Raw genomic sequence first — 13,620 nt, 5'->3', positions numbered from 1 at the left:
AGGGCAAGCCAGCCCCCACAAAGCCGCGCAGTGTCATAAATCAAGTAAATGCTAATCCCTCTTATTCAAATGTATCGAGACTGATAAACTCGCGCCCGGTCTTTCTCACGCCTTGGACACCGATGCCCTCGCCGCCCCTTCGCCTGTCGACACTGCTCCTGGCCCTTGGCCTGACCGCCTGCGACGACGCTCCGCACTTTACCCAGCCCGAACCCGGCGAAGCCCGATCCGGCGGCAGCACCACAGTGGGCAAACAGGATCGCAACGCCTTCTCGCAGCCCTCGGCCAGCCTCTCCCCAGAGCGGCGCCTGGACTTCAGCGTCGGCAACAGTTTCTTCCGCAGTCCCTGGGTCATCGCCCCTTCGACCACCACCGCCCGCGACGGCCTCGGCCCGCTGTTCAATACCAACGCCTGTCAGAACTGCCATATCAAGGACGGGCGCGGCCATCCGCCGGCAGCGGGTGCGGATAACGCGGTGTCGATGCTGGTGCGCCTGTCGATTCCCAACAGCCCGATGTACGCCAAACTGATCGAGCGCCAGGGCGTGGTGCCGGAACCGGTCTATGGCGGGCAGTTGCAGGACATGGCCATCCCCGGCGTAGCCCCGGAGGGCAAGGTACGGGTCGACTATGAAGCGGTACCGGTGCGCTTCAAGGACGGCACGGAAATCGAACTGCGCCGCCCGACGCTGCGCATCACCCAGCTGGGCTATGGCCCGACGCACCCGCAGACGCTGTTTTCCGCGCGCATCGCCCCGCCGATGATCGGCCTCGGTCTGCTCGAAGCGATTCCCGAGGAGGCAATCCTGGCCAACGCTCGTCTGCAGCAACGCCTGGGGGTGAATGGGCGACCCAACCGGGTCTGGGACGATGCCCAGCGCAAGACCGTACTGGGCCGCTTTGGCTGGAAGGCCGGACAACCGAATATCAATCAACAGAACGTCCACGCGTTTTCCAGCGACATGGGCCTGACCAGCAGCCTTCGGCCCTTCGACGACTGCACCCCGACCCAGACCGACTGCCTGCAAGCGCCCCACGGTGGCGGCGCGGACGGCGAGCCGGAAGTCAGCGACAACATCCTGCGCCTGGTGACCTTCTACACGCGCAACCTCGCGGTGCCAGCGCGGCGCGACGTCGGTTCCGTGCAAGTGCTGGCCGGCAAGAGCCTGTTCTACCAGGTCGGTTGCCAGGCCTGTCATACCCCGCAGTTCACCACCTCGGCCACGGCCGCCGAACCCGAGCTGGCCAACCAGTTGATCCGGCCCTACAGCGACCTGCTGCTGCATGACATGGGCCCCGGCCTCGCCGACCAACGCAGCGAGTTCCTGGCCGATGGCAATGACTGGCGCACCCCGCCGCTGTGGGGCATCGGCCTGACGCAAACCGTCAGCGGCCACACCCAGTTGCTGCATGACGGCCGCGCCCGCAACCTGCTCGAAGCCGTACTCTGGCATGGCGGCGAGGCCTTGCCGGCGCAGCAGCAGGTGCTGTCTTTCAATGCCGAACAACGCGCTGCGTTACTGGCCTTCCTGAATTCTTTATAAGAGGAGACGGGCATGTTCCGCCCCAAACTATTGTTCACCAGCCTGGCCGCGCTCGCCCTCGGCGCCTGCTCGCCCCAGGACCCGCAAGCAGTGACCTCGGCCGCGATCGCCCAGCAGGTGATCCTGCCAACCTACAGCCGCTGGGTCGACGCCGACCGCCAGCTGGCGATCAGCGCCCTGGCCTTCTGCGAAGGCCAGGAGAGTCTGGAAACCGCCCGCGCCGACTTCCTTCACGCGCAGAACGCCTGGGCCGAATTGCAGCCGCTATTGATCGGGCCATTGGCCGAAGGCAATCGTTCCTGGCAGGTGCAGTTCTGGCCGGACAAGAAAAATCTGGTGGGTCGTCAGGTCGAGCAACTGGTCACGGCCCAGCCGCAGATCGATGCCGACGCCCTGGCCAAGTCCAGTGTCGTGGTCCAGGGCCTCTCGGCCTACGAATACATCCTCTACGACAGCAAGATCGACCTCGCCGACAGCGCCCGGAAAGCCCGCTATTGCCCACTGCTGAGCGCCATCGGCAAACGCCAGAAAGTCCTCGCCGAAGAGATCCTCTCGCGTTGGGAAACCAGCGACGGCATGCTCGCGCAGATGAGCAAGTTCCCCAACCCGCGCTACGCCGACGCCCACGAAGCCATCGCCGATCTGCTGCGGGTCCAGGTCACCGCCCTGGACACCCTGAAGAAAAAACTCGGCACGCCCATGGGCCGCCAGACCAAGGGCATCCCCCAACCGTTCCAGGCCGATGCCTGGCGCAGCCAGTCGTCCCTGCAAGGCATGCGCGCCAGCCTGACCGCCGCCCGGACCGTCTGGGTCGGTGTCGACAACAAGGGCCTGCGCAACCTGCTGCCGGCACAACAGAAACCCTTGGTGGACAAGATCGACGCCGCCTACGCGGCGTCCCTGAAGCTGTTCGACAGCACCCAGCGTTCGCTGACCGACCTGCTCGGCGATGACGCCGGGCGCCAGCAACTCAACGACCTCTATGACAGCCTCAATGTCATCCACCGCCTGCACGAAGGCGAACTGGCCAAGGCGCTGGGCATCCAACTGGGCTTCAACGCCAACGACGGGGACTGATGATGTTGCGACGCCAGGCCCTGACCCTCGGCAGCCTGCTGCTCAGCGCCTTGACGCTGGGCGGCTGGAGCCTGTTCCGGCAAAAAGGCCAAAGCCCGCTGCTGCTCTCCGCCCGTGACGACGCTGACGGCAAACACTATGCCGTGGGCTATCGGCTGGACGGCACCGAGGTTTTCGCCACTCAGGTCGGCCAGCGTTGCCACGACATCATCAACCACCCGTCCCAGCCCCTGGCGCTGTTCGTCGCGCGACGTCCGGGCACCGAAAGTTACCTGGTCGACCTGCGTGACGGCCGCCTGCGGCAGACCATTGCCTCGCAACCGCACCGGCATTTCTATGGCCATGCGGTGATCCACAAGAGCGGCGACTGGCTGTACGCCACCGAGAACGACACCAGCGATCCGGGCCGTGGCCTGTTGGGTGTGTATCGTTTCGAAGGTGAGCGATGGGTCCATGCCGGCGAGACTTCGACCCATGGCATCGGCCCGCACCAGGTGTCGTGGATGCCCGATGGCGAGACCCTGGTCGTCGCCAACGGCGGCATTCGCACCGAAGCCGAAAGCCGGGTGGAAATGAACCTCGACGCGATGGAGCCGAGCCTGGTACTGATGCGGCGCGACGGCACCCTGCTGAGCAAGGAAACCCTGTCCCAGCCAATGAACAGCGTGCGCCACCTGGGCGTGGCCAGCGACGGCACCATCGTCGCCGGCCAGCAATTCATGGGCGCGTCCCACGAGTCGGCCGAGTTGCTGGCGATCAAGCGTCCCGGTCAACCCTTTGTCGCCTTCCCGGTGGCCGAGCCGCAATTGCAGGTCATGGCGCATTACACCGCCAGCGTCGCGCTGCACAGCGAATTGCGCCTGGTGGCGTTGACCGCGCCACGGGGTAACCGTTTCTTTATCTGGGACCTGGACAGCGGCGCCGTGCGCCTGGATGCGCCATTACCGGACTGCGCGGGTGTCGGCGCGGTGGCGGATGGCTTCGTCGTCACTTCCGGCCAGGGCCGCTGCCGTTTCTACGATTGCCGCCAGAAGGAACTGACAGCCCAACCGCTGGAACTGCCGGCGGGGCTGTGGGACAACCATCTGCATCTGGTCTGATGGATCACACCCCAAGCAGCAAACGGCTGGACACCACCGTCGCATACTCGCCATGCAAATTGCCCAGGGACATGGCATGGACCTCCTGGGCACTGTGCGGCGCACCGAAATAATCCGTCTTGTCGAAGGTGTAGCAAGCGTCTTCCACCACCCAGGTGTCAAACCCGAGGTTACCGGCTGTACGCGCGGTCGCCTCCACGGAGTTATGGGTTGCCACACCGACGATCACCAACTGTTCAATCCCCTCCTGGCGCAGCCAATCTGCCAAACCGGTCGCACAAAACGCATCCGGCACCCGCTTCTGCACCAGCCGTTCGCCCTCCCCCGGCCTAAAGCGCGGTTGGAACTCGACTCCGGACTGCCCGGGCCAGAATACCGACTCCGGTGAATGCGACAGATGCTGGACATGCACCACCGGCCGCGCACTCTCACGCCAGTGCTGCAACAACTCAAGCATCCGCGCCTCGGCCTCGGGATTGTTGCGTGGCCCCAGCCTGGGATGGAGGATGCCCTGCTGCTGGTCGATCAGGATCAACGCCGCGTTTACCTGGATATCCCTGTTCATTGCTTTTTCCTTCCGATTTATCGCTCAAAACTCGAAATAAGCCCGCCCGCCGTCTTGCGCGCCTTCCTCCTGCTCACTAACGTAGCGCCTTTACTGACGCTACCCCCGCAGGAGCTTTGCCATGGCCTCGCCAGCCTCTTCCTTCTCTCTCAAGCAATGTGGCGTTGCCGCCGCCATGGCGGGCCTGCTCGGCCTGACGGGTTGCCAGACCTGGAACGCCCAGGACAGCCTGCCACCGACCGCCGGCGTCCAGCCGCTCAAGGGCCTGGCACAGAACGTCTCGGTGCGCCGCAACAGCCTCGGCATGCCGCTGATCGAAAGCAACACCTTTCACGACGCGCTGTTCACCCTCGGTTACGTCCACGCCAGCGACCGCATCACCCAGATGGTCACCCTGCGCCTGCTCGCCCAGGGCCGACTGGCCGAAATCAACGGCCCCGACGCCCTCGACAGCGACCGCTTCATGCGCGCCGTCAACCTGAAGAAAAGCGCCGGCGAGTTGTACAACGCCGCGTCGCCACGGCTCAAGCGCTTCTTCGAAGTCTACGCGCGTGGTGTCAACGCCTACCTGTTCCGCTACCGCGACAAGCTGCCGCCGGACCTGGTCAGCAGCGGCTACAGCCCGGAATACTGGAAACCGGAAGATTCGGCGCTGATCTTCTGCCTGCTCAACTTCAACCTGTCGGCCAACTTGCAGCAAGAGATTGCCAGCCTGGTCCTGGCGCAGAAAGTCGGCGTCGACAAACTCGCCTGGCTGACCCCGGCCGCCCCGGACGAACCGCTGCCCCTGGCCGAAGCCGAGAAACTCAAGGGCATCGCCCTGAGCCAGGTTTCGGGCCTGGGTGCGCTGAACAAGGCCGCCGAGCAAGTGGCGGCACTGAATATCCTCGGCGCCGGCACCTCGACCAACTGGGCCATTGGCCCGCAGCGCAGCCGCAGCGGCAAGAGCTTGCTGGCCGCCGACCTGCAACAGCCAACCAGCGCCCCCGCGGCCTGGAACTACGTGCAGATCCACGCGCCGAAGTACCAGGCCGCCGGGACCTCGATCGCCGGCCTGCCGATGCTGCTGTCCGGCTTCAACGGCAAGGTGGCCTGGAGCATGGCCGCCGTACCGGGGGACAACCAGGATCTGTTCCTGGAAAAACTCAAGCGCCAGGGCAATGCGCTCTATTACGAAGCCGACGGCAAATGGCTGCCAGTGATCGTGCGCAACGAAACCTACTTCATCAAAGGCCAGCGTTCGATCCGCGAGACGGTGTTCGAAACCCGCCATGGCCCGCTGCTTAACAGTGCACTGGACAACACCCCCTTGACCGGCGGCTACGGCCTGGCCCTGCAGAGCTCATCGTTCAAGGACGACAAGAGCCTGGATGCGTTCTTCGACCTGTCCCGCGCCCAGAGCGCCGAGAGGGCCTCGGATGCCAGCCGGGAAATCCGCGCCATCGCCCTGAACATGGTCTTCGCCGATGCCAGCCATATCGGCTGGCAGGTCACCGGACGCTTCCCCAACCGCCGCGAAGGCGAAGGCCTGCTGCCATCGCCGGGCTGGGACAGCCGCTTCGACTGGGACGGCTACGCCGACGCGATGCTCCACCCGTATGACCAGGACCCGGGCCAGGGTTGGCTGGGCACCGCCAACCAGCGCAGCGCGGCGCGCGGCTACGGCATGCAGCTGTCCAACGCCTGGTACTACCCGGAACGCGGCGAACGCCTGGCGGAACTGGCCGCGGCCGGCAAGCAGGACAGCCGCAGCACCATCGCCATGCAGTACGACCAGAGCACCACATTCGCCAACAAGCTGAAGAAAATGTTCCAGGCGCCGGGCATGGCCACGCCGCTCAAGCAGGCCATCGAGGCCCTGCCGGAAGCCGAACGCAGCAAGGCCCGCGAGGCCCTGAGCCGGTTGCTGGCGTTCGACGGCAAGCTCAGCGCGACGTCGGCCGATGCCGCGCTGTATGAGCTGTTCCTGCAGGAAAGCATGAAGCAGATCTTCCTCGACAAGCTCGGCCCGGAGAACGGTCCGGTGTGGCAAGCCTTTGTCGCCAACGGCAAGCTGTCCTACTCGGCCCAGGCCGATCACTTGCTGGGGCGCGAGGACAGCCCATTCTGGGACGACAGCCGCACACCTCAGAAAGAAGACAAGCCGGCGATCCTGGCCCGCAGCCTGGCCGCGGCGATCAGCGCCGGTGACAGCCTGCTGGGCAGCGATCACAAAGCCTGGCAATGGGGCACGCTGCACCGTTATAGCTGGAAAAACGCCGCCGGCCAGGTCATCCGCGGACCGATCCAGGCTGGCGGCGACCACACTACTCTGAACACCTCGGCCTACGCCTGGGGCAGCGCGAATTTCGACGTCATCCAGGTGCCGGGCGTGCGCATGATCATCGACTTTGGCCAGATCGAACCGATGAGCGGCCAGCAGAGCCCCGGACAGTCCGGCAACCCGGCCAGCCCGAGCTATGCCAGCGGTGTCGATGGCTGGTTGAAGGCCCAGTACGTCAGCTTCCCGATGCAGCAACAGAACTTCGACAAGGCCTACGGCACCACGCGATTGACCCTGGTGCCCGGCAAATAACCCCATTGGAGCCGGCTTGCCGGCGATCGCGATCTGACAGTCGGCATCCCTGTCGCTAGATAAATCGCCATCGCTGGCAAGCCTGCTTGCACAGAGTCCTGGCGCGACGATAGGGCATGGTGAAACACCGGCTGGCGATGGCACCATTCGCCACACCGCCTCATCGCTGACAAGCCAGCGCCCACAGGTTTCCGCATCTGTGTTACCCCTTCAGCCTGTAATTGCACCCTTTTCTCACCTACGAGCGCACCAATATTGTGCATTTATTTTTCAATGCCCAATTTCGGGCATCATTAGCTGGCTCGTAGCCATATTCCTGCCTTTTAAAACACTTGTTCGTGACTCTGGTTCGGAAATTGCTACTTTTATCAGGTCATACGCGTTCCAGTAACAGTACTCAGTGCGCCACAAGCGCTCATATTGGTTTTTAGGGAATAAATAATGAAAAAAGCATTGCTGACCCTTTCTGCACTGGCTCTCTGCATGGCCGCCGGTTCCGCTATGGCCAAGGAATACAAGGAACTGCGCTTCGGCGTCGATCCTTCCTACGCGCCATTCGAATCCAAGGCCGCAGACGGCAGCCTGGTCGGCTTCGACATTGATCTGGGCAACGCCATCTGTGCCGAGCTGAAGGTCAAGTGCAAATGGGTCGAAAGTGACTTCGACGGCATGATTCCAGGCCTCAACGCCAACAAGTTCGACGGCGTGATTTCGTCGATGACCGTGACCGAAGCCCGCCAGAAGGCCATCGACTTCTCCAGCGAGCTGTTCTCCGGCCCGACGTCCCTGGTGTTCAAAAAGGGTGCAAACTTCTCCACGCCTGAGTCCCTCAAGGGCAAAACCGTGGGCTACGAGCAAGGCACCATCCAGGAAGCCTACGCCAAGGCCGTACTGGACAAGGCGGGTGTAACCACCAAGGCCTACGCCAACCAGGACCAGGTGTACGCTGACCTGACCTCCGGCCGCCTCGACGCCTCGGTGCAGGATATGCTGCAAGCCGAGCTGGGCTTCCTGAAGTCGCCAGCGGGCGCCGGCTACGAAGTCAGCAAGCCGATCAACGATCCGCTGCTGCCGGCTAAAACCGCGGTGGGTATCAAACAAGGTAACAAAGAGCTGAAAGCCCTGTTGGATAAAGGTATCGCAGCGTTACACAAAGATGGCAAGTACACTGAAATCCAGAAAAAACACTTTGGTGATCTGAACCTGTACAGCGGGAAGTGATCCCTTGGCGCCCCTCGTCCGAGGGGCGCCTTTTCGACTGCCAAAGGTCTGATTTTTCATGTTCGACAACCTCCTGCAAATTCTGGGGCTTTCGGCCTTCAGCCTGAAGGGCTTTGGCCCGATCCTGCTGCAAGGCACCTGGATGACCGTCCAGCTCTCCATCCTCTCGCTGCTGGTCAGCGTGTTACTGGGCCTGCTCGGCGCCAGCGCCAAATTATCCAGCATCAGCCTGTTGCGCATTCCGGCCCAGCTCTACACCACGCTGATTCGCGGGGTCCCCGACCTGGTGCTGATGCTGCTGATTTTCTACAGTCTGCAAACCTGGCTCTCGACCCTGACCGACGCCATGGATTGGGACTACATCGAGATTGACCCGTTTGCCGCCGGGGTCATCACCCTGGGCTTTATCTACGGTGCCTATTTCACCGAAACCTTCCGTGGTGCGATTCTCGCCGTGCCGCGCGGACAGCTCGAAGCCGCCACCGCCTATGGCCTGACCCGGGCCCAGCGGTTCCGCTTCGTGACCTTTCCACAAATGATGCGCTTCGCCCTGCCGGGGATCGGCAACAACTGGATGGTGATCCTCAAGGCCACCGCACTGGTCTCGATCATCGGCCTGGCCGACCTGGTCAAGGCTGCTCAGGACGCGGGCAAGAGCACTTATCAACTGTTCTACTTCCTGGTACTCGCCGCCTTGATCTACCTGCTCATTACCAGCGCTTCGAACTATGTCCTGCGCTGGCTGGAACGCCGCTATGCCGCGGGCGCCCGGGAGGCCGTGCGATGATCGAACTCCTGCAGCAATACTGGCGGCCGTTCCTCTACAGCGACGGCCAGCACATCACCGGCCTGGCCATGACCCTGTGGCTGCTCAGCGCCTCGATCTTCATCGGTTTCCTGGTGTCGATCCCGCTGTCCATCGCCCGGGTTTCGCCCAAGCGCCGTATCCGCTGGCCGGTGGAGTTCTACACCTACCTGTTTCGCGGCACGCCGCTGTATATCCAACTGCTGATCTGCTACACCGGGATCTACAGCCTGGAAGCGGTGCGCGAACAACCGTTGCTGAACTCGTTCTTCCGCGATGCGATGAACTGCACCATCCTGGCCTTCGCCCTGAACACCTGCGCCTACACCACGGAGATCTTCTCCGGGGCAATCCGCAGCATGAACCACGGTGAAGTCGAGGCGGCCAAGGCCTATGGCCTGAGCGGCTGGAAACTCTACGCCTATGTGATCATGCCCTCGGCCCTGCGCCGCTCGTTGCCCTATTACAGCAACGAAGTGATCCTGATGCTGCACTCCACCACCGTGGCGTTCACCGCGACCATCCCGGACATCCTGAAAATCGCCCGGGACGCCAACTCGGCGACCTACATGACCTTCCAGTCGTTCGGTATCGCCGCGATCATCTACCTGACGATCACCTTCACCCTGGTCGGTCTGTTCCGTCTGGCCGAGCGCCGCTGGCTGGCCTTTCTTGGCCCGGCACACTAGGACTCCAGAGCATGCGTCATCTGACTCACGAGCTGCTGGCTCCCCTGCCGGGTACCGCCCGGCAGATCCACAGCTTTCATTTCGGGCCGGAACAGGCCACGGGGAAGATCTACATCCAGTCGTCCCTGCACGCCGACGAACTGCCCGGCATGCTGGTGGCCTGGCACCTCAAGCAGCGCCTGGCCGAGCTGGAACAGGTCGGCGCCCTGCGCTACGAAATCGTGCTGGTGCCAGTGGCCAACCCAATCGGCCTGGAACAGGTGCTGATGGACGTGCCGCTGGGTCGCTACGAGCTGGAAAGCGGGCAGAACTTCAATCGCTGGTTCATCGACCTCAGCGACGAGATCGGCCAGCAGATCGAAGACCAGCTCACGGACGATCCGGTGCACAACCTGCAGTTGATCCGCGCTCACCTCAAGGCCGCCCTGGCGGCGGAGGTGCCCGCGACCCAGTTGCAATCCCAGCGCCTGACCTTGCAACGACTGGCTTGCGACGCGGACATGGTGCTGGACCTGCACTGCGACTTCGAAGCCGTGGCCCATCTGTACACCACGCCCGAAGCCTGGCCGCAGGTTGAACCGCTGGCCCGCTATATCGGTTCGCAAGCCAGCCTGTTGGCCACCGACTCCGGCGGCCAGTCGTTCGACGAATGCTTCACCCTGCTCTGGTGGGACCTGCGCCAGCGCTTTGGCGAGCGTTTCGCGATTCCCCAGGGCAGTTTCTCGGTGACCGTGGAGCTGCGCGGCCAGGGCGATGTGAATCACCCGCAGGCGCGTCTCGACTGCCAGGCGATCCTCGACTACCTGACGCACTTCGGCGCCATCGTCGGCGAGTCCGCGCCCTTGCCGGAGCTGCCGTACCCGGCAACGCCGCTGGCCGCTGTCGAACCGGTGAGCACGCCGGTGGGTGGCCTGCTGGTGTTCTGCGCGGTGCCGGGGCAATACCTGGAAGCCGGGCAACTGATCGCCGAGATCATCGACCCGCTCAGCGACAGCGTCACCCCTATTCATTGCAATGCGGCGGGCCTGCTCTACGCCCGTTCGTTGCGCCGCATGGCCACCGCCGGCATGGTGATTGCCCATGTCGCCGGCCGCGAAGCCTATCGCAGCGGCTATCTACTTTCTCCTTGAGGTGCCCATGTACAAACTGACCATTGAAGGCCTGCACAAGAGCTATGGCGAACACCAGGTGCTCAAGGGCGTCTCGCTCAAGGCCAAGACTGGCGATGTGATCAGCCTGATCGGCGCCAGCGGCTCGGGCAAGAGTACCTTCCTGCGCTGCATCAACTTCCTCGAAACGCCCAATGACGGTGCCATGAGCCTCGACGGCCAGGCGATCCGCATGGTCAGCGACAAGCACGGCATGCGCGTCGCCGACGACGCCGAATTGCAGCGTCTGCGCACCCGCCTGGCCATGGTGTTCCAACACTTCAACCTGTGGAGCCACATGAGCGTGCTGGAAAACATCACCATGGCCCCGCGGCGGGTACTGGGGGTGAGCAAGAAAGACGCCGAGGAGCGTGCCCACCGTTACCTGGAAAAAGTCGGCCTGCCGGCCCGGGTGGCCAGTCAGTATCCGGCGTTTCTGTCCGGCGGCCAGCAGCAGCGCGTGGCGATTGCCCGGGCGCTGGCGATGGAACCGGAAGTGATGCTGTTCGACGAACCGACCTCGGCACTGGACCCGGAACTGGTGGGTGAAGTGCTCAAGGTGATCCAGGGGCTGGCCGAAGAAGGCCGGACCATGATCATGGTGACCCACGAGATGAGCTTCGCGCGCAAGGTCTCCAGCCAGGTGCTGTTCCTGCACCAGGGGTTGGTGGAAGAACAAGGCGCGCCGGACGATGTGTTGGGCAATCCGCAGAGCGAGCGGCTGCGTCAGTTCCTCAGCGGTAACCTCAAGTAAGTAAAACCGGCCTCGCGGGGACTGCTTTTGTGGGAGCGGAGCTTGCCCGCGAAGGCGTCCTTGAAATCGCTAAAAGCTTCGCGGGCAAGCTCCGCTCCCACAAGGGCGATCTGCGCCCACACGAGCTTCATCCGGCTTCAAGATCACGGTTCTTCAGCCGTGCGCCGCAGGCCATGGATAGGCCAGCCACGTTTCCAGGCGCTTGGCGAAGCGGCCGCTTTCCATATCCTGATGCAGCCACTGGTCGACATACTGCTTGAGCACGATGTCACGGGGCAGCAACACGGCCTTCTCGGAGAAGTCGAACGGCTGCTCCGGGTGCACCGCGCACAGCTGCGGATGCAGCTTCTGCTGGACCCGGGTTTCCACCGCGTCGGTCATCATCAGGTCGGCCTTGCCGTCGACGATCTGCTGGAAAATCGTCACATTGTCCGGATGCACGAGGATCTGCGCCTGCTTGAGGTTGGCGCGGGCGAACTTCTCATTGGTGCCGCCAGGGTTGACGATCGCCCGGACATTCGGCTGGTCGATCTGAGCCAGGGTCTGGAACGCCTGCTGCCGGGAACAGAGGGTGATCGGCGTCTTGCCGTCACGCTGGTAAGGCTGCGAGAAAAACGCCAGTTTCTGGCGCTCCATGTTCACCGAGATCCCGCTGATCGCCAGGTCGAACTTGTCAGCCTGCAGATCGCCCATCAGCGTCGGCCAGGTGGTCGGCACCAGTTCCAGCTTGACCCCCAGGGATGTCGCCAGCCCTTCGGCCAGTTCGATATCCAGGCCGATAAAGCCATCCGCACTCTTGTAGCTGAACGGCTTGTAGTCACCGGTAGTGCCGACACGCAGCACGCCTTGCTGGACGATGTGGTCGAGTCGGCTGTTGCTGGCTTCCTGCGGGGAAGCCGCGCTACTGCTCGGCGGCTGCGGCGCGGCAGTGACCGTGCCGGTCAGCAACAGCCCGGCGAACAGGCAGCGGGAAAAATACGCGGGAATGGCAAACGTCATAAGCGGTCCTTTCTTATCTGGATCCATGGGTGCCTGCGACAGGCACGCCTCTCCAGATTAACCGCTAGCCCCCTGTAGGAGCGAGCTTGCTCGCGATGGAGTACCCGGCACCGTGGGGTATCAGGCACGAAGAGTCATCGTTAACGACCATCGCGAGCAATCGAGCGTCGACCGGCTGCGCCTACAGGACAGACATCCGTAACGACACAATCGACATCAGCCCGTGGGTGATGGCGTCTCATCGGGAATGTACGGTTCGCTGGGCTCGTTCGGGTGGGGCGGTTCGCTGGGTTGCGGCGTATCGGGATCAGGCTGCCCCGGGATACCCGGAATGCCGCTGGACAGGCTCTGGGGATGCGCCAGCAACGACCAAGCCAACAAACCCACTTGATTGGGTTCCAGTTTCGCCAGTTGGGCGCTGATACTTGGATCGATCTTCATGGGGTACTCCTGAGCGTTGAAGCCCGGTTCGTCTTGCACAAACCGGGAGGGTGCACTCAATAGAGTAGCCGTACGCCGAGGAATTCCCTGTTTCGACGCGCCCTTTGTCAGGTACGCGGCAGGGTCACGCCACGCTGGCCCTGATACTTGCCGCCACGGTCCTTATAGGACACTTCGCACTCTTCATCGGACTCGAGGAACAACATCTGCGCCACGCCTTCATTGGCGTAGATCTTCGCCGGCAACGTGGTGGTGTTGGAGAACTCCAGGGTCACGTGGCCTTCCCATTCCGGCTCCAGCGGCGTGACGTTGACGATGATCCCGCAACGGGCGTAAGTACTCTTGCCCAGGCAGATGGTCAGCACGTTGCGTGGAATACGGAAATACTCGACGGTGCGGGCCAGGGCGAAGGAGTTCGGTGGAATGATGCAGACGTCGCTCTTCACATCGACGAAGCTGCCCGCGTCGAAGTTTTTCGGATCGACAGTCGCCGAATTGATGTTGGTGAACACCTTGAACTCATCGGCGCAGCGCACATCGTAGCCATAGCTCGAGACACCGAAGGAGATCACCCGGTTGTCGGCTTCGCCACGCACCTGGCGCTCGACGAAGGGTTCGATCATGCCGTGCTCTTGCGCCATGCGGCGAATCCACTTGTCCGATTTGATGCTCATGGCGGGTGTCCTGATATAACGAGGTGGA

The 13,620-nt window shown here is 63.0% G+C and carries 13 protein-coding genes; 9 read left to right on the top strand and 4 right to left on the bottom strand.

Features of this window, described 5'->3' with window-relative positions; genetic code table 11:
* Positions 1 to 122: 122 nt before the first annotated feature.
* From AC07VG_RS05365 to AC07VG_RS05355, 3 genes are read left to right on the top strand one after another with little or no spacing between them, the layout of a single operon-like run.
* Positions 123 to 1,544: a di-heme oxidoreductase family protein gene (locus AC07VG_RS05365; RefSeq protein ID WP_495020613.1), complete on the top strand. Its 1,422-nt coding sequence runs from the start codon at positions 123 to 125 to the stop codon at positions 1,542 to 1,544.
* Positions 1,545 to 1,556: 12 nt separating this feature from the next.
* Entirely contained in the window at positions 1,557 to 2,621 is a 1,065-nt protein-coding gene (locus tag AC07VG_RS05360; protein WP_495002388.1) for an imelysin family protein, read from the top strand.
* A gap of 2 nt (positions 2,622 to 2,623) precedes the next feature.
* Complete coding sequence (locus tag AC07VG_RS05355; protein ID WP_495020655.1) at positions 2,624 to 3,721, top strand: DUF1513 domain-containing protein; 1,098 nt, start codon at positions 2,624 to 2,626, stop codon at positions 3,719 to 3,721.
* A 4-nt stretch (positions 3,722 to 3,725) separates the two neighbouring features.
* Here AC07VG_RS05355 and AC07VG_RS05350 read toward each other — a convergent pair whose 3' ends face one another.
* Positions 3,726 to 4,286, bottom strand: a complete 561-nt coding sequence (locus AC07VG_RS05350) for a cysteine hydrolase family protein (protein ID WP_495002387.1) — start codon at positions 4,284 to 4,286, stop codon at positions 3,726 to 3,728.
* Positions 4,287 to 4,407: 121 nt separating this feature from the next.
* Between AC07VG_RS05350 and AC07VG_RS05345 the strand changes: the two genes are divergently transcribed.
* From AC07VG_RS05345 to AC07VG_RS05320, 6 genes are all read left to right on the top strand, one after another.
* The gene (locus AC07VG_RS05345; RefSeq protein WP_495002386.1) at positions 4,408 to 6,861 is read left to right on the top strand and encodes a penicillin acylase family protein; all 2,454 of its coding nucleotides are present in this window, start codon (positions 4,408 to 4,410) and stop codon (positions 6,859 to 6,861) included.
* Between the two features lie 441 nt (positions 6,862 to 7,302).
* On the top strand, positions 7,303 to 8,082 hold the full coding sequence (locus AC07VG_RS05340; protein ID WP_495002385.1) for a transporter substrate-binding domain-containing protein: 780 nt from the start codon (positions 7,303 to 7,305) through the stop codon (positions 8,080 to 8,082).
* 58 nt (positions 8,083 to 8,140) lie between these two features.
* On the top strand, positions 8,141 to 8,869 hold the full coding sequence (locus AC07VG_RS05335; protein WP_495002384.1) for an ABC transporter permease: 729 nt from the start codon (positions 8,141 to 8,143) through the stop codon (positions 8,867 to 8,869).
* Positions 8,866 to 9,576, top strand: coding sequence for an ABC transporter permease (locus tag AC07VG_RS05330; RefSeq protein ID WP_121134229.1), 711 nt, complete (start codon positions 8,866 to 8,868; stop codon positions 9,574 to 9,576). The genes AC07VG_RS05335 and AC07VG_RS05330 overlap by 4 nt, the downstream gene beginning before the upstream one ends.
* A gap of 11 nt (positions 9,577 to 9,587) precedes the next feature.
* Positions 9,588 to 10,706 carry a succinylglutamate desuccinylase/aspartoacylase family protein gene (locus tag AC07VG_RS05325; protein WP_495002383.1) on the top strand — a complete coding sequence of 373 codons (1,119 nt, stop codon included), beginning with the start codon at positions 9,588 to 9,590 and terminating at the stop codon, positions 10,704 to 10,706.
* Positions 10,707 to 10,713: 7 nt separating this feature from the next.
* Positions 10,714 to 11,478: an ABC transporter ATP-binding protein gene (locus tag AC07VG_RS05320; RefSeq protein WP_495002382.1), complete on the top strand. Its 765-nt coding sequence runs from the start codon at positions 10,714 to 10,716 to the stop codon at positions 11,476 to 11,478.
* Between the two features lie 153 nt (positions 11,479 to 11,631).
* Here AC07VG_RS05320 and AC07VG_RS05315 read toward each other — a convergent pair whose 3' ends face one another.
* The 3 genes from AC07VG_RS05315 to dcd all read right to left on the bottom strand — a co-directional run bounded on the left by AC07VG_RS05315 (position 11,632) and on the right by dcd (position 13,592).
* Entirely contained in the window at positions 11,632 to 12,477 is an 846-nt protein-coding gene (locus tag AC07VG_RS05315; protein ID WP_495020612.1) for a transporter substrate-binding domain-containing protein, read from the bottom strand.
* Between the two features lie 216 nt (positions 12,478 to 12,693).
* A complete protein-coding gene (locus tag AC07VG_RS05310) occupies positions 12,694 to 12,918 on the bottom strand; it encodes a hypothetical protein (RefSeq protein ID WP_495004423.1) in 225 nt (74 codons plus the stop codon).
* 107 nt (positions 12,919 to 13,025) lie between these two features.
* The gene (dcd, locus tag AC07VG_RS05305) at positions 13,026 to 13,592 is read right to left on the bottom strand and encodes a dCTP deaminase (RefSeq protein ID WP_100944471.1); all 567 of its coding nucleotides are present in this window, start codon (positions 13,590 to 13,592) and stop codon (positions 13,026 to 13,028) included.
* Between the last annotated feature and the right edge of the window lie 28 nt (positions 13,593 to 13,620).

The sequence above is a fragment of the Pseudomonas sp. GW821-FHT03C07 genome, from assembly GCF_059420925.1.
This window is presented reverse-complemented; position numbering and strand designations above follow the sequence as displayed.

Coding starts and splice junctions, on each gene's coding strand:
- AC07VG_RS05340 (WP_495002385.1), top strand. CDS start 7,303: ATGAAAAAAGCATTGCTGACCCTTTCTGCACTGGCTCTCTGCATGGCC.
- AC07VG_RS05360 (WP_495002388.1), top strand. CDS start 1,557: ATGTTCCGCCCCAAACTATTGTTCACCAGCCTGGCCGCGCTCGCCCTC.
- AC07VG_RS05335 (WP_495002384.1), top strand. CDS start 8,141: ATGTTCGACAACCTCCTGCAAATTCTGGGGCTTTCGGCCTTCAGCCTG.
- AC07VG_RS05315 (WP_495020612.1), bottom strand. CDS start 12,477: ATGACGTTTGCCATTCCCGCGTATTTTTCCCGCTGCCTGTTCGCCGGG.
- AC07VG_RS05310 (WP_495004423.1), bottom strand. CDS start 12,918: ATGAAGATCGATCCAAGTATCAGCGCCCAACTGGCGAAACTGGAACCC.
- AC07VG_RS05325 (WP_495002383.1), top strand. CDS start 9,588: ATGCGTCATCTGACTCACGAGCTGCTGGCTCCCCTGCCGGGTACCGCC.
- AC07VG_RS05320 (WP_495002382.1), top strand. CDS start 10,714: ATGTACAAACTGACCATTGAAGGCCTGCACAAGAGCTATGGCGAACAC.
- AC07VG_RS05350 (WP_495002387.1), bottom strand. CDS start 4,286: ATGAACAGGGATATCCAGGTAAACGCGGCGTTGATCCTGATCGACCAG.
- AC07VG_RS05330 (WP_121134229.1), top strand. CDS start 8,866: ATGATCGAACTCCTGCAGCAATACTGGCGGCCGTTCCTCTACAGCGAC.
- AC07VG_RS05345 (WP_495002386.1), top strand. CDS start 4,408: ATGGCCTCGCCAGCCTCTTCCTTCTCTCTCAAGCAATGTGGCGTTGCC.
- AC07VG_RS05365 (WP_495020613.1), top strand. CDS start 123: ATGCCCTCGCCGCCCCTTCGCCTGTCGACACTGCTCCTGGCCCTTGGC.
- AC07VG_RS05355 (WP_495020655.1), top strand. CDS start 2,624: ATGTTGCGACGCCAGGCCCTGACCCTCGGCAGCCTGCTGCTCAGCGCC.
- dcd (WP_100944471.1), bottom strand. CDS start 13,592: ATGAGCATCAAATCGGACAAGTGGATTCGCCGCATGGCGCAAGAGCAC.